Source organism: Kitasatospora sp. NPDC088391, from assembly GCF_044753345.1.
Classification (GTDB): Bacteria; Actinomycetota; Actinomycetes; order Streptomycetales; family Streptomycetaceae; genus Kitasatospora.
In genome coordinates this window covers 647392-667661 of sequence record NZ_JBIVNB010000004.1, presented here as the reverse complement: position 1 = coordinate 667661, position 20270 = coordinate 647392, and the positions used below count along the sequence as shown (strand labels likewise).

Here is a 20270-nt window from a genome sequence, read left to right as displayed (position 1 = left end):
CCAATCACGGTTGCAGAATTATCGAACTCGGTTCTATCGTAGAACCGTGTTCGATACGGGGCGCCGCGCCGGGCCCCGCACTCCCTCTTGCCCTTGCCGTGAAACCCGCCCGTGGCCCGGACCTGCTCGGACCTGCCCCTGCCTCGGGACCTGCCTCGAAAGGAGGCCCGTCATGACTGCCACCGTTGCCGCCCCCGCGGCCTCGCGCACCTATCCGTCGCTGCGCGCGGCCTGGATTCCGCTGGCCGCGCTCTGCCTGGCCTTCTTCGTCGAGATGGTGGACAACACCCTGCTCTCGATCGCCCTGCCCACCATCGGCCGCGACCTGGGCGGCGGCACCACCGCGCTGCAGTGGGTCACCGGCGCGTACTCGCTGACCTTCGGCGGCCTGCTGCTGACCGCCGGGTCGATGGCCGACCGGCTCGGGCGGCGGCGGGTGCTGCTGGCCGGCCTGGCGGTGTTCGGCACGCTCAGCCTGGGCGCGGCCCTGGTGACCGAGTCGGGGCAGCTGATCGCGCTGCGGGCCGGGCTGGGCGTCGCGGCGGCGGCGATGGCGCCGATCACCAACTCGCTGGTGTTCCGGCTGTTCGACGACCAGGCGCTGCGGATGCGGGCGATGACCGTGATGATCGTGGTCGGCATGTCCGGCTTCGTGCTCGGCCCGCTGCTGGGCGGCACCGCGCTGGCGCACGTCGGCTGGCAGTGGCTGCTGCTGGTGAACGCCCCGATCGCGCTGCTCGCGGCGGTCGGCGTGCGGCTCGGCGTCTCCGCCGACCGGCCGGAGGACCTGACGAAGGACCGGCTGGACCTGCCGGGCGCGGTGCTGAGCGTGCTGGCCATCGGCCTCGCCTGCTACGCGCTGACCAGCGGCGTCGAGCACGGCTGGGCGTCGGCGGCCACCCTCGGCTCGGTGGCCGGGGCGCTGCTGGCGGGCGCGGTCTTCGTGTGGCACGAGCGCCGCAGCTCCTCGCCGATGCTGGACCTGCGGCTGTTCTCCCGGGGCACCGTCCGGGGCGCGGCGGTGGCGCAGATCGGCACCTCGATCGCGATGGCCGCGGTGATGTTCGGCCTGATCCTGCACTTCCAGTACGCCTACGGCTGGAGCCCGGTGCGGGCCGGGCTGGCGAACCTGCCGATCATCGTCACGATGCTCGCCGCCACCCCGCTGTCGGAGTGGCTGGTGCGGCGGTTCGGCCACCGGGTGGCCTGCCTGGTCGGCGCGCTCTGCCTGGCGGGCTCGCTGGCGGGCCTGGCCTGGGGCGTGGACCACGGGTACGCCGCCATCGCGGTCTGCATGGTGGTGATGACGACCGGCCTGCGCACCGTGATGACGATCTGCGCGATCGCGCTGGTCGAGGCGATGCCGGAGAACCGCACCTCGATGGGCACCGCGCTCAACGACACCGCCCAGGAGGTCGGCAGCAGCATCGGCACCGCCGTGGTCGGCACGATGATCGCCGCCCTGGTCACCACCCAACTGCCCGCCGGACGCTGGGGCGCCGACCTGATCGGCTCGTTCTTCCACGGCGAGCGGATCACCTACGCGGTGCTCGCCGTGATCGTCGGCCTGGTCACCACCGCCGGAGCGCTGTCCCTCACCGACTCCCGCAGCACCGAGGAGCACTGAGCCCCGTCCCTGCCCCGCCATCCTTCCGGCCCCCGTCGCCCTTCCGGCCCCCGTCGCGCTCCGCGGCGGGGGCCGGACCCGTGACGGGGGCGGCGGGGTGACGGCGGGTCAGTCCTGGAGGTCCTTGATGATCGCGCCGGTGAGCGGGGTGAGGCGTCCGACCAGGTCGTTGAGGTCGGCGGTGCGGCCGTCGGACCACTGGGCCGCGCCGACCAGCGCCAGCGGACCGTAGGAGGAGAGGGCCTGCACCACGCCGCTGCCGGCGGGCAGGGCGCGCAGGCCCGACCCCTCGGGCCGGGCCTGGGCCACCACCTGGCGGTTCGTCAGGTCGCGGGAGAGGCCGTTGACCAGGTCGAAGGCGTCGAGCTGCTCCCGCATGACGAACAGCGCGAGGTCGTACTGGTTGTCGCCGGCGTCCTTGTAGAGCGCGCGGGCGACGCCGAGGCAGCCGTGGCTCCGGCCGATCAGCCCCGCCAGGGTCGGCCCCACCGTCCCCGGCCCGGCGCAGTCCTGATCGACCGTGCTGGAGACCAGCGTGTAGCCGTCGACCTGCCCCGGGAAGGCCGCACCACCCAGGATCATGACCGTCCGGGGCCCCGACAGGGCCTCCCCGGACGCGGACCGGGCGGCGGACGGCGACGCGGACGGCGAGGCGGCGGCGGTGGCGGCAGTGGCGGGGGCGGACGGGGCGGCGGGGGCGGACGGTGACGCAATCGGCGGGAGTGCGGCGGCGGTCGGCCCCTGCTCCTTGCCGTCGAGCGCCAGGTAGCCGGCCGAACCGGCGGCCGCGACGAGGACGACGGCGGCCAGCACGGGCCAGGTCCGCGAGCGGCGCCGGGCGGCGGGCCCGGCGGCTTCGGTGGCGCCGTCAGGGCCGGCAGCGCCGGCGGAGGTGGTCGGGGCGGGCTTCGCGGTGCTCTTCTCGAACTCCCGGACGAACTCTTCCCACTGGGCGTCATTGGACGCTTGTTCGGTCACAGCGGCACACCATAGTGATCTCCGCCCCGGCGGGAAAGTCCGGACGCGACCGACCTCCGACCGGGGGCGGGGTTCAGCGGCGCGGGGCGCGGTGGGCGGCGCCGAGCATCATGGCCTCGGCGGTCATGTCGTAGGCGAGCCGCCAGGCGGCGGCGGTCTCGGGGGTCCAGCCCTGCGGGCCGACGGCCTCGGCCAGGGCGGCGAGCAGGGCGGTGCGGACGTGGGCGTAGTGCTCGGCGCGGACCCGGTACTCGGCGTGGCGGGTGCCGAGGGAGCGGGTGCGGTCGAGGAAGCCGGCGAAGTCGGGGATGGTCTGCACGATCGCGTCCAGCTCGTCCGCGAACTTCAGCCGCAGCCGGTCCTGGTCGCCGGTGAACAGCGGCCGCACTTCGGGGTGTTCGGCGAACAGGCGACGGTAGAAGGAGTCGGCGACCTCCGGCAGGCGGGGGCGCAGGACGGTCACGGAGGCGGTGACCAGGTCGATCTGCTCGGGCGTCATGGGCGCTCTCCTGCTCTGTGCGGGGGGTGCGGGGCGTGCTTGGCGTGCGGGGACGGCGGGGCGGGGTTCGTGGCGGCTTCGGGGGCGGACTCGCCGAGGGCGGCGGCGAGTTGGCTGCGGCCGGTGACGCCGAGCTTGCCGTAGATGTTCTGCAGGTGGTTGTCGACGGTGCGCACCGACAGGTGCAGCCCTTCGGCGATGGCCCGGCTGGCGGTGCCGGCGGCGGCGAGCCGGGCGATCTCGCGTTCGCGGGCGGTCAGCGGGGTGAGCGCGTCCACGGCGGCGGTGAGGCCCGGGGTGGCGGCGCCCTCGCAGTCGGCGCGCAGCGCCTCGGCCCGGGCCAGGGCGTGGGCGGCGGGCCGGGGCGCGCCGTCGCGGCGGTGCCGTTCGGCGGCGGCGATCCAGCTCTCGGCGGCCGCGAGGTCCGCGCCGAGGTCGGTCAACGCCTGGGCGGCGTCGGCGAGTTCGGCGGCGGTGCCGTGGGCGTGCGCCCGCAGGTGGGCGAGCCGGGCGGTCGCGTAGGGGCCGTCGGGGAGTGCGTCGTCCGGGAGTGGGCCTCCCGGGAGTGCGCCGTCCGGGAGTGCGCTGTCGGCCGGGGCGCGAGTGAGCAGGGCGTGGGCGTCGGGGGCGGCGCCGAGGCGGGCCAGGTCGTGGCAGAGGACGAGCGCGATGGTGCGCTCCCCCGCGGCGAGGGCGGTCCCGGCGGCGGCGAGCAGTGCGGTGCGGGCCTGGTGCGGGCGTCCGGCGACGGTGTCGGCCCAGGCGAGGGCGCGGACGGTGTCGGGTCCGGCGGGGGCGGGTCCGGCCAGGGCGCGCAGCGCGGTCTCGGCCTCGGGGTCGGTGCGGCCGAGGGCCGCGGCGGCCAGGACCAGTCCGGCCAGCGGGCCGAGGGTCGCGGCGGGGACGGCGAAGGAGCGGGCCTGGGCGAGGGATTCGCGGAAGTGCAGGGCGGCGCTCTCGGCGCGGCCGCGGGCGAGCGCGATCCGGCCCAGTTGGAGCGGGAACCAGGAGGTCAGCGAGGTGACGCCGTCGCGCAGGGCCAGTGCCTGGCCCTCCAGGACGGTGGCCCGGGCGTCGGCGAAGGCGCCGAGTTCGAGCAGGGCGCCGGCGAGTTCGCTGAGGCGGCCGGCGGGGTGCGAGAGGCCGGTCCGCTCGGGGGCGGCGCGGTGCAGGTCGAAGACCGTCCGGCCGAGGGCGGCGGCGTCCTCGATCCGGCCGCCCGCCAGCAGCACCCGGAACCGGGCGGCGGCGACCACCACCGCGCAGCGGCTGGGGCCGCCGTCGACCGCCGTCTTTTCGGCCGCCGTCTTTTCGGCCGCCGTGCTTTCGGGCGCCGTCTTTTCGGGCGCGGGGGCGACCGGCGCGGGGGCGACCGGCGCGGGGGCGACGGTGGCGAGCAGGGCGGTGGCCTCGGTGGTCCGGCCGGCCAGCGAGAGCAGCAGCGCCTCGAAGGCGGTGAGCGCGGTGTGCACCGGTGTGCCGCCGCGTTCGCGGGCCTGCCGGAGCCGGTCGCGGGCGGCGGCGAGGCCGGGCGAGCCGTAGAAGCAGTTCAGCGCGAGGGTGATCGCCAGCGCCTCCAACTCCTCGGCGGGGACCTGGTCGAGGGCGGCGCCGAGCACTTCGGCGGCCTCGTCGGCGCGGCCGAGTTCGCCGAGCGCGATGCCGAGCAGCAGGTGGGCCCGGGGGTCGGGGCCGTGCCGGAGCGCGGCCCGGGCGAGGTCGTGCATCCGCTCGATGTCGTGGGCGTAGTGGGCGAGCCGGGCGGCGCGCAGCAGCAGGCCGGGGTCGGCGGTGCCGGTGGCGTCGAGCCGCCAGCCGGCCAGCCGGAGCGGGTCGCCGGTGCGGCGGGCGCCGTAGGACTCGGTGCGGGCGATCTGGTCGAGGAGCAGCGAGCGGGCGCGCAGCCGGGGGATGCCGGAGCGCAGGATGTCGGCGTGCACGGGGTGGGCGAGCCGGGCCTCCAGCCGGCAGCCGTCGGGGCGGACGGTGATCAGCCCGTTCTCCTCCAGGGCGGTGAGCAGGGGCTCGGTGGTGTGGGTGAGGAGTTCGTCGACGCCGAGGGGTTCGCACAGCGCGAGGCGTTCCAGGACGCCGCGCTGGTCGTCCGTCAGTCCTTCGAGGCGTTCGCGGACCAGGTCGGCGACGCCGCCGCCGGCGCTGAGCCGGGCGGCGAGGCACCAGACGCCGTCGGTGCGGGCGAGGGCGCCGTCGGCGACGCCGTGCAGGACGAGTTCGCGCAGGTAGAGCAGGTTGCCGCGGCTGGCGGTCCAGAGCGCCTCGGCGGCGGGGGCGGCGACGGGGGCGCCGAGGGCGAGGTGCAGCAGGGTGTCGGCGGTGGGGCGTTCGAGTTCGGCGAGGTCCAGGCGCAGGGCGCGGCCGGAGCGCCACCAGCCGGCCAGCGTGTCGGGCAGCGGGGCGCGGTCGCGGACGGTGGCGACCAGCAGCACCTCGGGCTGGGTGCACAGTGCGGTGAGCAGGGCGAGGGAGGCGGGGTCGAGCAGGTGGAGGTCGTCGACGCCGAGGACGAAGCGGCGGCCCCCGGCCTGTTCGACGGTGCGGCTGCGGACCAGGGCGAACAGTTCGCGCGGGTCGGTGGGCGCACCGGCGTCCTGCGGGGGCAGCAGCGGGGCGAGCACGGACAGCGGGACGGCGGCGGCGCTGGCACCGGCGGCGAGGTGGGCGGTGCGGTGGCCGCCGGAGCGGGCCAGGTCGAGGTACTCCTCGACCAGGCGGCTCTTCCCGGTGCCGGGGCGGCCGCAGACCAGGACGGCGCGGCAGCGCGGGTCGGCGGCGGCATCGCCGACGCGTTCGAGTTCGGTGCGCCGTCCGATGAACGGCCATTGGACCGCCACTGTCCCCAGCATGTCCGCCCCCCGGACCTCGTGGTGCCGACCGGCCCCCCGACCGCACCGTCGCCGGTGGCGGCCCGGGCCGACCCCGCTGCCGCGACCGGTCGCCGCGGCGTTCCGGCGGTCAGTGTGGCACAGGTCGGCGGGGTGGCGGCCGACTCCCGTTCCGGGTGGCGGCGTGGGGCGTTCGGCCATTCCCGCACCCTACGGACGGGGCCGGGCCCGGCACCTGAGTAGTCGTTACTCAGGTGCCGGGCCCGGTGGTCGGTGCCGTCACTGTGGCGTTGGGGTCTCACTGCGGTGACGGGGCGTCGCAGCAGTAACAGCCCATAACTGGAGCGACTGGCATTCATTTTGGTGACATGTTGTCACATTGTCGATGGGCCATCACTCCAGTTAATGGGTATCACGATGGCGATGGCCTGCAACTCTGGTGACAGGACATGGCACCGTGTGACGCGACACGGATGTGACAGGACGTCACTTCAGTAAGGGGGTATCACCGAAGCGACGGGGTGTCAGGCCCGGGCGGGGAGCGCGGCGCGGCGGGCGGCGGGGCCGGTGACGCCGACCTGGGCGGTGTACGTCCAGCCGGAGGCGTCCTCGCCGGTGGCGACGGCGGTGGTGATCACCAGGTGGTCGCCGACGAAGGCGCAGGCGGTGGGCCGGGAGCAGGGCAGTTCGATCCGGTCGAGTTCCTTGCCCTCGGGGTCGAGGCGCAGGACGGCGCCGCCGTCCCAGAGTGCGACCCAGAGGCAGCCCTCGTCGTCGACGGCCAGGCCGTCGGGCAGGCCCTGCGGGACGGTCAGCGGGGGGAGTTCGGGGCGCGGGAGGCCGGGGAGGTCGGTGCGCAGGCGGTGGATGCGCCGGTTCTCGGTGTCGACGGCGTAGGCGAGGGCGCCGTCGGGGCTCCAGCCGATGCCGTTGCCGACCAGCATGCCGTCGAGCAGCACGTGCGAGGTGCCGTCGGTCTCCAGCAGGTGCAGCCTGGCCTGCGGGTTTCCGGCTTCGGCGGGGCCGTAGGGGATGGAGTCGACCCAGAGGCGCCCCTGCGGGTCGACCGCGCCGTCGTTGAGCCGGACCGGGCCGGGGTCCTCCTCCAGCCGGGCGAGCACGGGGGCGGTGGCGGGTTCGACGCCGGGCCGCCAGTGCCGGACCAGGCCGCCGTGGGCGACCAGCCAGTCCTCGCCGTCGCCGGCCCGGACGGCGCAGCCGGTCTTTCCGGGGAACTCGGCGAGCAGGACGGGTTCGTCGACCGGTTCGGCCGCGCCGGGGCGGGCCCGGGCCAGCCAGAGCTGTCCGGCCGCCAGGTCGACCCAGCTCAGGGTGTTCGTCGCGGCGTCGAGGCGGGGGCACTCGCCGAGCCGGGCGCGGGGCAGCGGGGTGCGCCGGACGGTCGGGTTCATCTCACGGGCTCCGTAGGGGTGCGCGGCGGACGGGATCACGCCTGCCTACCACGATCACCGGGCCGGCACCACCGTCCGGTCGGCGGGGCCGCTCCCCGGCGGGGGCGGGTGCCCCGGCAGCTGCCGCCTCCCGAGCCACCTCCCGAGCCGCCTCCCGAGCCGCCCCCGACGGCCGTGCCTCCCGGTAGCCGTCCGGGGCCTGAGTAGTGCGGGGGCCCGGCAATTGAGCAGTGGACGCTCATGTGCCGGGCGGCGCGGTGGAGTTGTCTTGTGGTCATCGGGGAGGCCGACCGGGCCGAACCGCAAACGAATCCCTTGGGGGGAACCGTGTACCGCACCGTCCGCAACGCCGGCGTCGCTCTCGTCCTGGCGGCCGCCGCCACCCTCTCCGCCACCACCGCGGCGAGCGCCGCCCCGGCGCCCGTCACCGGGGCGGCCGCCGCGAAGTCCTCCGCCCCGGCCGCGCTGTCCTCGGCGGCCGCCCGGAGCACCTTCGTCCAGGTGAACAACTGGACCCAGTGCGAGATGGACTTCGTCACCGCCGACCTGAGCAGCGGCATCTGGACCGGGATCGACTGGCCGCCGCTGACCATCACCAACAGCACCTGGGGCGTGTGGCAGTCCGAGTCGAACGGCTTCATGACCGGGACCGAGGGCACCGCCACGTACCAGCTCAAGAAGTGCGTGAACCCGGCGAACAACTACAAGTGGGTCAAGTTCCACTGGGACAACCCGTTCCGCGGCAGCAACTCGTACGACAACAACGGCACCAGCGCGGGTGTGAACATCACCCGCTCCGGCGGCTCCGGCGACAACGCGGTCGTCACCTTCGTGGTGAAGACCGGCTGACGCCCCGCCTCCCCCGGCGTCCCCGCGGCCCCGTCCTGCGGGCGGGCCCGCGGGGACGCCCGCGTGCGGACGGCCTGCGGCCAGTGGCCTGCGGTCGACGGCCTGCGGTCAGTGGCCGCGGGTGACCGACCAGGCCGGGAGGTGTTCGAAGAAGGCGACGGCCTCGGGGCGCCAGCGGCCCCGCCAGGCGGCGGCCCGTTCGGCGGCCTCGCGGGCGAACCGTGCGGCGCTGTCGCGCAGTTCGCGTTCCACGCCGCGGGCGCGGGCGGTCCGGCGCAGCCGGTCGAGGGTGTCGTCGTCGGTGTCGGGGTTGCCCAGCGCGCCCTCCAGCAGGGCGCGTTCGGGCCCGTCGGCGGCGGCCGCCAGGGCGCGGACCAGGTAGCTGCGCCGTCCGGAGCGGATGTCCGTGCCGAGCGGCTTGTCCAGGACGGCGGGGTCGCCGAACAGGTCGAGCAGGTCGTCGTGGATCTGGTTGGCGGTGCCGACGGCGCTGGCGTAGCCGCGCAGTTCGGCGTCGTACGGGGCCGGGTCGGCGCCGGCAGCGAGCAGGCCGAGGCGCAGCGGGGCGAGCACCGAGTACCGGGTGGACTTGTACTCGGTGACCTCGTGCAGGAACTCCGTCCCCGTATCGGGTTCGAAGTCTCTTTCCAGGTCGAGGAGTTGGCCGTTGACGGCGGCGGCGCCGGCCTCGGTGGCGACGGCGGCCATGGCGGCGGCGCGCGCGGGCGGCAGGTCGCCGGTGAGCAGGACCCGGACGGCGAGGAAGGCCGCGAGGTCGCCGGCCAGCACGGTGAGCGCCCGCGCCGTGTCGGGCCGGTCGGGGAACTCGGCCCGGTAGGCGTAGTACGTGGACGGGCCGCCCCGGCGCACGGGCGCGTCGTCGATCAGGTCGTCGTGGATCAGCCCGTGGGTGTGCAGCAGTTCGACGCACACGGCGGCGGTGTCGGCTCCCGGCACCGGGTCGGCGGCGACCAGTGCGGCGGCCTCGTGCAGCAGCGCGACCCGCAGCCGCTTGCCGCCGCGCAGCGACAGTTCCCGCACCAGCTCCAGCGCCCGCCCGGGGAACGCCCCGCGCCCGGGCAGCACCCCGGCCCCGCCGCCCGCCGGGTCGGCCGCCGCCGCGAAGTACGCGGCGAACCGCGCCTCGAACCGCACCCCGTGCCCGACCGCCCGCCGCAGCGCGGCCCGCACCACCTCGTCCACGGCATCCACCGCGTCCGTCCCGCCCGCCCTGTCCGTCCCGTCCGTCTCTCGCATCCGGCCAGCCTGCCATGCCGCTCGCGGTCCGCCGGACCGGGGACGGCCGCGGGGGCTGAGCTGCGAGTCTTGACCCTGACCCCACGTCAGGCTTCACGGTGGGCGCAGCGCGGCGGTACGGGTGTCGAGGGGGATTTCGCGAGTTGGTCGGTCGGGCAGGTCTCGGGTTTTGCGGGGGGTCACGGTGCGGACCCTGCACCACTACGACCGGTCGGGGCTGTTGTCGCCGAGCGAGCGCAGTCCGGCCGGTTACCGGCTCTACGGCTCCGGCGACCTCGCCCGGCTCCAGCAGGTCCTGTTCTACCGGGAGTTGGGTTTCCCGCTCGAGGAGATCGCCACCATCCTCGCGGACCCGCAGGCCAACGCGCTGGACCATCTGCTGGCCCGTCGGCAGGCGCTCACCGAGCAGATCGCGCGGCTGCACAAGCTCGTCGATGTCGCCGAGCGGGCGATCGAGGTCCGCAGTCTCGGGATCGAGCTGACCCCGGAGGAGCGTTTCGAGGTCTTCGGCGACGTCGTCTTCGACCTCAGCTACGCCACCGACGCCCACCTCAAGTGGGGGGGACCGCGCGGGGCACCGGGAGTCGATGGCCCGCGCCGCCGCCCATTCGAAGGAGGACTGGCGGCAGTTGATGGCCGAGGCCGGTGCGTGGCGGGTCGGGCTGCTGGCGGCTTTCGACGAGGGGCTGGCCCCGCACGACGGGCGGGTGCTCGACCTCGCCGAGGAGCACCGGCAGCACATCTCCCGCTGGTTCACGCCGTGTCCGCCCGAGATGCACTGCCGGATCGCCGACGACTACGAGGCGGACGCCCGCGCGTTCGCCCTGGTGGTCCCGCCGGCCGAACAGCGCCCCGGACTGGCCGCGTACCTCCGTGCGGCCATCGGCGCCAATGAGGAGCGCCGGGACGGACACGGACACGGACACGGACACCGGCGCGGACGCGGACGACGTGGAGGAATCCCGGTGAAGATCCTTGTCATGGCGGCCGGTTCGCACGGTGACGTCGCCCCCTACACCGGCCTCGGCGCGCGCCTGCGCGCGGCGGGGCACGAGGTCGCGCTCGCCGCGCCCGAGACCTTCGGCGGCCTGGTGACGGAGAGCGGTCTCGAGTTCCGGCCGCTGTGCGCCGACCCACGGGGCGGAACGGGCGGAGCGGGCAGGCCGGGCGGGACAGGCGGGCCGGGCGGGGGTTCGTTGCTGGGGAGGGCCGCCGCGTTCATCGACCGGCTCGGCGACGGGCTCGCCGACGCCGCCGCGCCCGGCGCGGACCTGCTGCTGCCCTCGGCCACGACCGCCCCGCTCGGCTGGCACCTCGCCGAGGCGATGGACGTGCCGAGCCTCGGCGTGTACGTGCAGCCCACCCTGCCCACCGGCGAGTTCCCGCCGGTGGTCGGCGGCACCCGCTCGCTCGGCCGCTGGGGCAACCGGGCCGCCGGCGCCGTCGGCCAACGCGTCGTCGACCGCCTCCACGCCGATGCGGCGCGGCGGCTGCGCGTCCGCCTCGGGCTGCCGCCGCTCGCCCAGGGCGCCCGGCGGCGGGCCCGGGAACGCGAGAACTGGCGTGTCCTGCACGGTTTCAGCCCGCTCCTCGTCCCGCGGCCCGCGGACTGGCGCAGCGGGTTGGAGGTCGTCGGCCCCTGGTGGCCGTACGTGGCGCCGGACTACCGGCTTCCCGCCGAGGTCGAGGACTTCCTGCAGGCCGGGCCCGCGCCGGTGTTCGTCGGCTTCGGCAGCATGGCGGGCGGCGAGGGCGAGCGCCTGGGCGCGCTGGTCGCGGAGGCCCTGCGGCGGGCGGGCGTGCGGGGTGTGGTGCAGGCCGGCTGGGCGGGGCTGGCCGCGGCGGGGGACGACGTCCTGGGCGTCGGCGAGATCCCGCACGCCCGGCTGTTCCCCCGGATGGCAGCCGTCGTCCACCACGCCGGGGCCGGCACCTCCGCCGCCGCGCTGCGCGCCGGCGTGCCCGGCGTCCCGGTCCCCGTCGCGGCCGACCAGCCCTTCTGGGCCGCGCGCCTGGCCCGCCTCGGCGCGGCGACCGATCCCCTCCCGTTCCGGGAGCTGACGGCGGAACGCCTGGCCGAGCGGGTCCGCCGGGCCGTGGCGGAACCCGCCTTCCGCATCAGGGCCGAGACAGCAGCAGGCGAACTGGGACGGCAGGACGGCGCGGCACGAGTGGCCGAGGTGGTGGCCGGGGGGATGTGAACGGACCTCCGGGCGGCGGCCGGACGCGTCCTGCCCGGCTCCGTACCCGCCGAGGTTCTCCGCAAGTTGGCTGGACAGGTTTCGCCAAGTGCTCATCGCGGGTTCACTCGTGCCGTCCGGCGGGTGCATACGTTCGTAGTCGTTCGGAATTACCCCCGTACGAACAGGAATGGACAGCACGTGGCATCCATCGACCGTCGTCGTTTCCTCCAGTTGACCGGTGCGTCCGCCGCCGCGGCCGGGCTGAGCGCCTTCCCGCCCGCGGTGGAACAGGCCCTGGCCCTGCCCGCGATCGGCAGGCGGGGCGGCATCGAGGACGTCGAGCACGTGGTGATCCTGATGCAGGAGAACCGCTCCTTCGACCACTACTTCGGCACCCTGCGCGGAGTGCGCGGGTTCGCCGACCCGCGGCCGCCGCAGCTGCCCGACGGGCGGCCGAACTGGCACCAGCCGGCCGCCGCGGTGCGCACCGACCGGTACCACGCGCGCGGGCTGCCGGACACCGAGCGGGAGGTGCTGCCCTGGTACATCGACCCGCGCAGCACCACCGACCAGCAGGCCGGCACCGACCACGGCTGGAGCAGCGGGCACCTGGCCTGGAACGAGGGCCGCCACGACCAGTGGGTGAACCAGAAGCAGGACGTCCTGACGATGGGTCACCTGCTCCGGCAGGACCTGCCGTACCACTTCGCGCTGGCGGACGCCTTCACCGTCTGCGACTCGTACTTCTGCTCGGTGCACGCCGACACCGCGCCGAACCGCATCCACCTGTGGACCGGCACCTCGGACCCGCGCAACGTGTACGGCCGCAAGCCGAACGGCCCGGGCCTGTGGGAGCGCAACGACACCAACGGCTACACCTGGACGACGTACGCCGAGCGGCTGGAGGACGCCGGGGTCAGCTGGAAGCTGTACCAGGGCGGCACCGGCGAGCCGGGTTCGCCGACCGACAACTACACCGACAACTCGCTGATGTTCTTCGCCAACTTCCAGACCGCGGAGGGCGCGAAGGGCCCGCTGGTGGAGAAGGGCGCGAGCGACCACACGCTGAAGGAGTTCCGGGCCGACGTCGAGCAGGGCCGGCTCCCGCAGGTGTCCTGGATCGTGCCGCCGTACCTGTACAGCGAGCACCCGGCGGCCACGCCCACCGACGGCGCGTACTACATCAACCTGGTGCTGGAGGCGCTGACCGCCAACCCCGAGGTGTGGGGCCGGACGGTGTTCCTGATCAACTACGACGAGAACGACGGCCTGTTCGACCACGTCGTCCCGCCGATGCCGCCGACCGCGGACGGCCCGGGCGGGCAGGGCATGGTCTCCCGCGACCTGCGGGCCTCGCTCGGCGACGAACTGCTCGACCTCGACAGGTACCCGGACCAGGCGCACCCGCTGGTGCCGGGCGCCGACCCGCGCGGCCTGCAGCCGATCGGCCTGGGCCCCCGGGTGCCGCTGCTCGTCGTCTCGCCCTGGTCGCGCGGCGGCTGGGTCTGCTCGGAGACCTTCGACCACACCTCGGTGCTGCGCTTCCTGGAACGGCGCTTCGGCGTCCGGGAGCCCCACATCAGCGCCTGGCGGCGCTCGGTCTGCGGCGACCTGACCTCGGCGCTGGACTTCTCCGGCCGCGATCCCCGCCCGGTCCGCCTCCAGGTCCCGGCGAAGGTCGCCGGCCGCGGCAACCCCTACCAGGTGCCGCTGCCGCAGCGGATGCCCGCCCAGGAGCCCGGCACCCGGCCGGCCCGCGCGCTGCCGTACGACCTGCGGGTCAACGAGTCCGCGGACCGCACCGCCGGGGAGTTCCGCCTCGACCTCGCCAACCGGGGCCGGGCCGGCGGCTGGCTGTACGTCTACGACCGCACCGCCCCCGGGAGCGCGCCGCGCCGGTACACCGTCTCGGCGGGCGACACCCTGCAGGACCACTGGCGGCTGCCCGCCGACGGCCGCCACCACCTGGTGGTCAACGGCCCGAACGGCGCGGTCCAGGAGTTCGAGGGACGCGCGGGGTCCGGGCTGACCGCCCGCTTCGAACCGTCCGACAGCGGCGTGCGGGTGACGGTCCGCAACCTGGGCCCCGGCACCCGGAACGTCTCCGCCGACGACGCCTACACCCGCGACCCGGCCCGCACCCGTCGGCTGCGCCCCGGCCAGAGCGCCCGGTTCTCCTTCGACACCGACCGCTCCGGCCACTGGTACGACATCACCGTCGCCGCCACCGACGGCGCGGCCGCCGCCGACTTCCGCCGCCGCTGGGCCGGCCACCTGGAGACCGGCCGCCCCAGCACCAGCGACCCCGGCCCGCGCTGACCCGGCCCGCCCCGCCCGGCCCTGCCTCGTCCGGGGGCAGGGCGGGCGGGGCGGAAACGGTTGTCCGATTCCGGTGGTGCGACGGTATGTTGATCACCCGTCGATCGCGTGCGACCTTCACGGCCCGCACGGTTTCGTACCGCCCGCGTGGTCCTGCGGGCCGGGCCGGGGTCGGTGGGTTTCCGCTCCTTCGAGGCAAAGGGTTCCTTGCATGTCGCTTCCGCCGTCCGGGCCGGAGGAGTTCGATCCGTGGGCGCCGAATCCCGTGCTGGGGGTGGCGGCGCGGCCGGTGGACGGGCCGCCGCCGCGGAACGGGCTGGGGGTGGCGGCGCTGGTGGTCTCCGGTGCGGCGGCGGTGCTGGCGGTGACGGCCGCGCTGTACTGGGCGGCCTGGCTGCCGGGGGCGGTCGGGGTCATCCTGGGGGCCTTCGCGCTGCGGCGGGTGGGCCGGGGCCTGGCCGACAACAAGGGCGTGGCGACCACCGGCGTGGTGGTCGGGGTCGTCGCCATGTGCGTCTCCGCGGTGGTCTTCGGCGCGGTCTCCGGCAAGGAGGAGGCGCAGACGGCGCAGCGCGAGCGGGCGGAGTCGGCGCGGGTCCGGAGCGAGGAGCGGGCGAAGCGCGAGACGGCGGACCGCGAGGAGGCCGCGCGCCGGGCGCGGGTGGAGGCCGACCGGCGGGCCGAGGAGCAGGCGAAGAAGGCCGCCGAGGAGAAGTCGCGCCAGTTGGCGTTCGGCCAGTCCTACACCTTCGAGGACGGCCTGACCATGACGGTGGGCGCGCCGGAGCCGTTCGAGGCCGACGGGACGGCCGTCCGGGCCCCGGCCGGTTCCCGGCTGGTGCAGGTCCGGATCGTCCTGCGGAACAACGGGCCCCGGGAGATCGGACTGGTCGGCCACCAGGTGGTCTTCTTCCACGACGCCCGGGGCGGCCTGGTCCACTCGTTCTTCGACGGGTCGGGCCGGAACCGGTTCTTCGCGGACTCGGTGGCCCCGGGCGCGGAGACGGTGTACCTGTCGGCGTACGCGGTGCCCGAGGACGCCGGCGCCACCCTCTCCGGCCAGTACACCTACGGCACCGGCACCTCCTACCGGCCCGTCACCTGGAGCGGCCCGCTCCCCTGACCCGGCCCCTGATCCAGCCCCGGGCCCGTCATCGGGCCCGTCGCCGTACCGGGAGCGGCGCCGTACCGGGAGCGGCGTGAATTGCGGTGCGGACGGCGGCCGGTGGGCCTAGCCTGCCTGCATGTCCTCCTCCTTCGCGCCCCTCACCGAACTGTCCGACTGGTACCCCGCGTTCCGGCAGCGCCACCTCGACGGCTTCCTGGCGGCGGGCCTGCCGCCGGCGGCGGCGCTCCGCTCGGTCGACGAACTGCTGGACACGGCGCAGGACTTGGCGGCGGTCGCGGTCCTGGACGCGGACGGGCGGCGGGTCGGGCAGGCCGCGGTGCTGGTGGTCGACCCGGGCGGTCGGGCGGTCGGCCGGGTGGTCGACCTGTGGACGGACCCGGCGCTGGACCCGGCGGGCGGCCACCGGCGCGCGGCGCTGGAGTGGGCCCGGGAGTGGTGCGTCGGGCAGTCGGCCCGCCGGTTCGCGGTCCGGCTGGCCGGGCCGGACGCCTGTTTCGACGACTTCCCGGTCCGTTCGCAGACCAGGTTCAAGGCGTTCGGGGCGGGGATCGCGCCGGTGGTCGAGGGGGTGACGATCCGTCCGATGACGGCGGACGAGTTCCCGGGCTGGATGGCCGAGGAGCAGGAGGGGTACGCCGCCGACATCGTCCGCTCGGGCAGCCGGTCGGAGCGGGAGGCCCGGGAGCAGTCCGAGAAGGAGTTCGCGGAGCTGCTCCCGGCGGGCCTGGCGACCCCCGACACCTCGGTGCTGGTGATCGAGGCGGACGGCGTCCGGGTCGGTGTGGTCTGGCTCCGGCACGGCTACCTGCCGGAGGTCGGCTACCTGTACTCGGTGGCGGTCGATCCGGCGCACCGCGGCCGGGGCTTCGGCCGGGCCGCGATGGCGGTCTCCGAGGCGGCCTGCACGGCGGCCGGCGACCGGGGTCTGTTGTTCAACGTGTTCGGCGGCAACGACGTCGCCATGAACCTCTACACCAGCACCGGCTCCCTGGTCCTGGAGGAGCACCGCTCGATCGACCTGTCCCCGGCCGCCCCCTGATCCCGCCCGGGCGGAGCGGTTCCGGGGTCAGCTGTGGATGCCCCGGGAGAACGCCGGCGTGGAGCGGTCGATGATCTGGGTCCGGACGGTGTGGCCCGGGCCGTCGTAGATCCACGGGGACTGTACGCCGCTGTACGTGTCGTACACGATGTGGTTGCTGTCCCAGATCAGGAACTCGCAGTGGCCGTTGGTCCTGGTCGGGTCGATGGCCTGGAAGTCGTGGCAGAGGCCGTCGGTGTACGGCCGGACGCGGCCGTGCTTCCAGTGGCCGATCACCGGGGCAAGGGCCGAAACCGGCCGCCGGAGCCCGGCTCCCGTCCGCGGGGGACGGGACGACGGGACCGGGGACGGGACCACGGGACCACGGGACCGGGGACGGGACGACGGGGCGGGGCGGGGTCAGGAGCCGGTCTTGGCGAGGACGCTGATCCGGATGCCGAAGTCGCTGTACGCCTGCTGGGCCTCGACGGCTTCGCTGAGCTTGGGGCCGCCGCTCAGGCCGGTCGGGTTCTGCACGCAGGTGTTGGCGGCGGTCTCGATCCGGTTCAGGGTCTCCTCCCAGCTCTTCTGGGCGTCCTGGTCGGGCAGTTTCCGGAACGCCCGGGCCGTCTTGACGTGGTCGAGGATCTCCCGGCACTTCGCCGCGTCGCCGTTGCCGGAGAGCCGGATCAGGGCCTGGACGTCGCCGCCGATCACCTTGGCCTGCTCCTGGCCGCCCTTGGCGGTCCAGGTGGCCATGGTCTCCTTGTCGTCCGAGCAGCCGGCCAGGGTCAGGGCCAGCACGGCCGCCCCTGCCAGGGCGAGCGCCCCGCGCGGGGTACGGCGGGAACGGGTGTCCGTCTGCATCTGGGTACGTCCTTCTTCTTCCGGTACGAACGGGGGCCGGTCCCCTGTCAGCGTAGGAGGACGCCGCCGCGGGGCCGCCGGTTCGCCGCCGACCGCCCGGGTTTCCTTCCCCCGGAGCGGAACTGACCGACCGTCAGTCCTCGTCGCAGCGGTGGGGCGGACCGGGGGGCCGGGTGTGCCCCACAATGATCGTGGAACGGGGTGGTGCGACGCTTGGGCGGGGCTGTGGGCGGGGACGAGGGGGGCGGGGCGGCCGAGTACTGGGCGCCCTGGCCCGATCTGACGCGGGACCACCGCCCGGTGCTGGTCGTGCCGTTCGACCGGGGGCGGCCGGTGCTGGCCGCCGACGGCTGGACCGGTTCGGACCGCTGGGTGGAGCCACGCCGCTCCCCCGCCGGGCCGGTCCGCTGGTTCGCGGTGCTGGACGGGCCCCGGCTGACGGTGCGCCGCCCGGGCGGGGTGCTGTGGTTCGACGGGCCGGTCGCCGCGACCCGCGAGTGGCGGCGCGCGGTGCGGCACTGGCAGTGCCTGACCCTGCTGACGGGCCCGTTCCGCTCCCCCTTCGACCTGGCGACCGCCCCGGGCAGCTCCCTGCGCCTGGTCGCGGCCACCGCCCGGCTGGCCGTCCCCGCCCCGCCCCTGCGCGCCGCACTGCCCGCCGCACTGCCCGCCGCGCCGCCCGCCGTCCGGCCCGCCGCCGGGCCTGCCTCCCTGCCGGAGCCCAGTACCGGCAGGAATCTGTGACCGGGTGCTCCAAGTTCACTCTTCGGATTCGCAACACGATCCTGCCGACCGTCACGGGCGGGGCGGCCGGAGTGGTTGCCGGGACCACGGGGGAGCCGGGGCCGGGCCTCGGCTCCGAGCACGCCTGCCGGCGGCATCTCGGGCTCCGGCAGGACACCGGAGCGCTTGAGGCCCTGCACCGCTTGCTCCTGGCCGGACCGAACGCGGCCGGACCGATCGACTGGACGCGTGCTCGCACAGCGCCTCCCCCGCACGCGGAGAAGAGGGGCGGGGCGACAACCGATCATCACGCCTCGGGTGGTGCGTCCTCGTCAGCGGCACGGCGGCCTTGCGGCGGCGCACCGGGGTCGAGGGTGAGTCCGGAGATGTCCCTCCCCATGATCACGGTGCCGTACTGGCGGCCGCCACTGATGGTGTTGTGGACGTCGCCGCTGCCGGTGCGCACCAGCTTCGCCCGTTCGCACCACTGCTGCAGCCCCGTGCGGAAGTCCGGGTCCAGGGCGGCGCGCACGGCCAGGGCGGTGCTCAGCGACTGCCCCCGTGCCTGATCCGCCGGTGCCCGCTCCAGGGCGGTCAGCTCGGCTTCCCCGGAGCTGACCGCCGGTGCTTCCGCGTCGTCGACGGTGGCCGGCCCGTGTCCGAACGGGCGGCGGACCAATTCGCTCAACCCGCTCCACGCCTGCCGGCCCATCTCCCCACCGGCTCCCCCGGCCAGCGCCGCCAGCAGCCCCACCGAAACCGGATCCACTTCGCACCTCCATCGACGAAAGCACCGGTGCCGGACAACTTACTTCAGCCACGGTGGAACTGACAGGGGATCAGCTCTTGGTCGAAGTGGCGTTCCGTGTGAACGGGATTTGCTCTGCGGCCAGTCGGCGGTCTTCCCTTTTCCGCCGGAGAGCCGCACTGTGGTCGGCGCAGACCTGTCGGGCGGGGTGGGTGGTTTGGACGACCGGGGCGACACGCACAACAAGATCATCGACAGTACCGTCCACGGCAACGTGATCATGGGAGGCGTGATCTCGCTGTTGGCGGGGCCGAGACGGCCTTGGCGCCTGCTGACTGCCGTGATCTGTGCGATGGCCCTGGTGGGCGCCGGCCTCACCTACTGGGCGCTGCGGACGGCAGGGGCGGGCCCAGCACCGCAACTCAGCGCCCGCTACGACCCGGGGCACGGGGACGCGGGTGCCACCGCAGTCGTCCCCGGAACCGTGGGAGCGGCGGAACTTCCCGCCGTCGACGGCTGCAGCAGCGTCCGGACGTGGTCGCACGCGCAGGGCGGCACGGACGTGGGAGCGTCGCCGCTCTCGATCTCGATGGTCGGCAACGGCCACACCGTGGTGGTCGAGCAGATACGGGCGACCGTCGTGGGCGAGCCCCGCGACCCGTTGCCCGGAACGGTCGTGGACTGCGCCGGGCAAGGGGTCGGGCAGAAGATCGACATGGGCGTCGACCTCGACTCCGCCGACCGGACCGCGCTGATCGGGGCCTCGGGGCCGATTTCGTTCGCCTCGTACTTCACCGACAAGTACGTCTACCTGGAGAACCGGAAGCCCGAACTCGTCAGCCTCACCGTGCTCGCGGTTCGGCACAGCTACGACTACGTACTCACGGTCGAGGGCTCGGTCGACGGCAAGCACCGCACCTGGACGCTGAAGAACGGTGATCGCCCGTTCCGCGTCTCCGGGGTGCGACCGGAACGCGGCACCGGGCTGGCCACCCAGGGGAACGGCTGGCAGACCGCCTACGGCACCGGTTTCGGCGAACGCATCCGGTGCAATCCCTGCTACGACCAGGACGAGCAGGAGATTCCGGGCACCTCGGTCGCTGCCGCACCGGCCGGCTACACCTTCGCCTCCGCCCCGGGGGCCGATCCGACCGTGCCACCGGCTCCGCCGAAGGAACGACCCTCAGCGGCCACGCCACCCTTGACGGTCGACGACCACGACGCCGAGTCGGTCGCGGTCGCCTGGTCGGTCACCTCGGGAAGCTTCGACACGTCTCGCGGCGACAACGCACCGGCTGCCGTCCTGGGCCGGGTCCGTCCGTACCTGACCCCCGAACTGTACGCAGCCGGCGGCGGCTTGAATCCGTGCTCGACGGACGGCCCGGCCTGGCCCACCGAACTGACCGCGCGTCAGGGCTGGTCGGTGGTCCTGCGAGCGGTGGCGGGGCCGCCCCAGGACCATACCGATCCACACGACCTCACCACCGACGTGGTCGAGTTGGAGGTCCCGGTCGACTGCGTCTACGTCGCGGAGAACGGCTGGTTCCAGCGCCCCGGGGGAATCACCGCCGACCTGCGACTGCGCCGTCAGGCCGACGGCCGCTACCTGATCTCCGACATCGGCGAGGTGAAGTACGACTTTCCGACTCCCGCCGATACCGTGCAGCACCCCTGAAGGGATCGGGCCGGCCGACGATCCGGAGGGCATCGGCCGGCCCTCGCGGTGTCCCGGCCGAATCGTCGGCAACCCGACCAGGCCCTCACCGGCGAAGCCCGCCCCCGAAACCAGGTCTGCGCGTCGGAGAGAGGGATGCTCCT

General features: G+C 74.8%; 16 protein-coding genes and 1 pseudogene. 9 read left to right on the top strand and 8 right to left on the bottom strand.

The annotated features are described in order from the left end of the window. The first annotated feature begins 172 nt into the window (after positions 1 to 172). Positions 173 to 1627, top strand: a complete 1455-nt coding sequence (locus ACIQBJ_RS16235) for an MFS transporter (RefSeq protein WP_400709572.1) — start codon at positions 173 to 175, stop codon at positions 1625 to 1627. A 108-nt stretch (positions 1628 to 1735) separates the two neighbouring features. Here ACIQBJ_RS16235 and ACIQBJ_RS16230 read toward each other — a convergent pair whose 3' ends face one another. The 4 genes from ACIQBJ_RS16230 to ACIQBJ_RS16215 form a co-directional block, all read right to left on the bottom strand. Next, positions 1736 to 2605, bottom strand: a complete 870-nt coding sequence (locus ACIQBJ_RS16230; protein WP_400709569.1) for a hypothetical protein — start codon at positions 2603 to 2605, stop codon at positions 1736 to 1738. Positions 2606 to 2678: 73 nt separating this feature from the next. After that, a complete protein-coding gene (locus ACIQBJ_RS16225; RefSeq protein WP_400709566.1) occupies positions 2679 to 3104 on the bottom strand; it encodes a globin domain-containing protein in 426 nt (141 codons plus the stop codon). Beyond that, positions 3101 to 5956: a LuxR C-terminal-related transcriptional regulator gene (locus ACIQBJ_RS16220; protein WP_400709563.1), complete on the bottom strand. Its 2856-nt coding sequence runs from the start codon at positions 5954 to 5956 to the stop codon at positions 3101 to 3103. The genes ACIQBJ_RS16225 and ACIQBJ_RS16220 overlap by 4 nt, the downstream gene beginning before the upstream one ends. 515 nt (positions 5957 to 6471) lie before the next feature. Next, positions 6472 to 7359: an SMP-30/gluconolactonase/LRE family protein gene (locus ACIQBJ_RS16215; RefSeq protein WP_400709560.1), complete on the bottom strand. Its 888-nt coding sequence runs from the start codon at positions 7357 to 7359 to the stop codon at positions 6472 to 6474. Positions 7360 to 7686: 327 nt separating this feature from the next. Here ACIQBJ_RS16215 and ACIQBJ_RS16210 point away from each other — a divergent pair, with 327 nt between their 5' ends. Then, the gene (locus ACIQBJ_RS16210) at positions 7687 to 8208 is read left to right on the top strand and encodes a hypothetical protein (protein ID WP_400709557.1); all 522 of its coding nucleotides are present in this window, start codon (positions 7687 to 7689) and stop codon (positions 8206 to 8208) included. A 108-nt stretch (positions 8209 to 8316) separates the two neighbouring features. Here the strand turns inward: ACIQBJ_RS16210 and ACIQBJ_RS16205 are convergent, their stop codons facing one another. Beyond that, positions 8317 to 9465, bottom strand: coding sequence for a polyprenyl synthetase family protein (locus ACIQBJ_RS16205; protein WP_400709554.1), 1149 nt, complete (start codon positions 9463 to 9465; stop codon positions 8317 to 8319). Positions 9466 to 9606: 141 nt separating this feature from the next. Here ACIQBJ_RS16205 and ACIQBJ_RS16200 point away from each other — a divergent pair. The 5 genes and pseudogenes from ACIQBJ_RS16200 to ACIQBJ_RS16180 all read left to right on the top strand — a co-directional run. Then, positions 9607 to 10370 (top strand): annotated as a pseudogene (locus tag ACIQBJ_RS16200) (MerR family transcriptional regulator); the annotation flags it as partial. 60 nt (positions 10371 to 10430) lie between these two features. Continuing rightward, on the top strand, positions 10431 to 11666 hold the full coding sequence (locus tag ACIQBJ_RS16195) for a glycosyltransferase (RefSeq protein WP_400709808.1): 1236 nt from the start codon (positions 10431 to 10433) through the stop codon (positions 11664 to 11666). A 180-nt stretch (positions 11667 to 11846) separates the two neighbouring features. Beyond that, positions 11847 to 13967, top strand: a complete 2121-nt coding sequence (locus ACIQBJ_RS16190; protein ID WP_400709551.1) for a phosphocholine-specific phospholipase C — start codon at positions 11847 to 11849, stop codon at positions 13965 to 13967. A gap of 211 nt (positions 13968 to 14178) precedes the next feature. After that, the gene (locus tag ACIQBJ_RS16185; protein ID WP_400709548.1) at positions 14179 to 15090 is read left to right on the top strand and encodes a hypothetical protein; all 912 of its coding nucleotides are present in this window, start codon (positions 14179 to 14181) and stop codon (positions 15088 to 15090) included. A 121-nt stretch (positions 15091 to 15211) separates the two neighbouring features. Further along, positions 15212 to 16135 carry a GNAT family N-acetyltransferase gene (locus ACIQBJ_RS16180; RefSeq protein WP_400709545.1) on the top strand — a complete coding sequence of 308 codons (924 nt, stop codon included), beginning with the start codon at positions 15212 to 15214 and terminating at the stop codon, positions 16133 to 16135. A gap of 27 nt (positions 16136 to 16162) precedes the next feature. Here ACIQBJ_RS16180 and ACIQBJ_RS16175 read toward each other — a convergent pair whose 3' ends face one another. Together ACIQBJ_RS16175 and ACIQBJ_RS16170 are read right to left on the bottom strand one after the other, a co-directional pair. Beyond that, entirely contained in the window at positions 16163 to 16411 is a 249-nt protein-coding gene (locus tag ACIQBJ_RS16175; RefSeq protein ID WP_400709542.1) for a hypothetical protein, read from the bottom strand. Between the two features lie 123 nt (positions 16412 to 16534). Then, entirely contained in the window at positions 16535 to 16981 is a 447-nt protein-coding gene (locus ACIQBJ_RS16170; RefSeq protein ID WP_400709539.1) for a hypothetical protein, read from the bottom strand. A gap of 213 nt (positions 16982 to 17194) precedes the next feature. Between ACIQBJ_RS16170 and ACIQBJ_RS16165 the strand changes: the two genes are divergently transcribed. Further along, positions 17195 to 17725 carry a hypothetical protein gene (locus ACIQBJ_RS16165; RefSeq protein ID WP_400709536.1) on the top strand — a complete coding sequence of 177 codons (531 nt, stop codon included), beginning with the start codon at positions 17195 to 17197 and terminating at the stop codon, positions 17723 to 17725. 286 nt (positions 17726 to 18011) lie between these two features. Here ACIQBJ_RS16165 and ACIQBJ_RS16160 read toward each other — a convergent pair whose 3' ends face one another. Further along, entirely contained in the window at positions 18012 to 18458 is a 447-nt protein-coding gene (locus tag ACIQBJ_RS16160) for a hypothetical protein (protein WP_400709533.1), read from the bottom strand. 175 nt (positions 18459 to 18633) lie between these two features. Between ACIQBJ_RS16160 and ACIQBJ_RS16155 the strand changes: the two genes are divergently transcribed. Further along, on the top strand, positions 18634 to 20127 hold the full coding sequence (locus tag ACIQBJ_RS16155) for a hypothetical protein (protein WP_400709530.1): 1494 nt from the start codon (positions 18634 to 18636) through the stop codon (positions 20125 to 20127). Positions 20128 to 20270 lie beyond the last annotated feature (143 nt).

Bases quoted from the DNA above. Each gene is read 5' to 3' on its own strand.
- ACIQBJ_RS16185 (WP_400709548.1), top strand. From the start codon at position 14,179: ATGTCGCTTCCGCCGTCCGGGCCGGAGGAGTTCGATCCGTGGGCGCCG.
- ACIQBJ_RS16235 (WP_400709572.1), top strand. From the start codon at position 173: ATGACTGCCACCGTTGCCGCCCCCGCGGCCTCGCGCACCTATCCGTCG.
- ACIQBJ_RS16225 (WP_400709566.1), bottom strand. From the start codon at position 3,104: ATGACGCCCGAGCAGATCGACCTGGTCACCGCCTCCGTGACCGTCCTG.
- ACIQBJ_RS16215 (WP_400709560.1), bottom strand. From the start codon at position 7,359: ATGAACCCGACCGTCCGGCGCACCCCGCTGCCCCGCGCCCGGCTCGGC.
- ACIQBJ_RS16170 (WP_400709539.1), bottom strand. From the start codon at position 16,981: ATGCAGACGGACACCCGTTCCCGCCGTACCCCGCGCGGGGCGCTCGCC.
- ACIQBJ_RS16205 (WP_400709554.1), bottom strand. From the start codon at position 9,465: ATGCGAGAGACGGACGGGACGGACAGGGCGGGCGGGACGGACGCGGTG.
- ACIQBJ_RS16180 (WP_400709545.1), top strand. From the start codon at position 15,212: ATGTCCTCCTCCTTCGCGCCCCTCACCGAACTGTCCGACTGGTACCCC.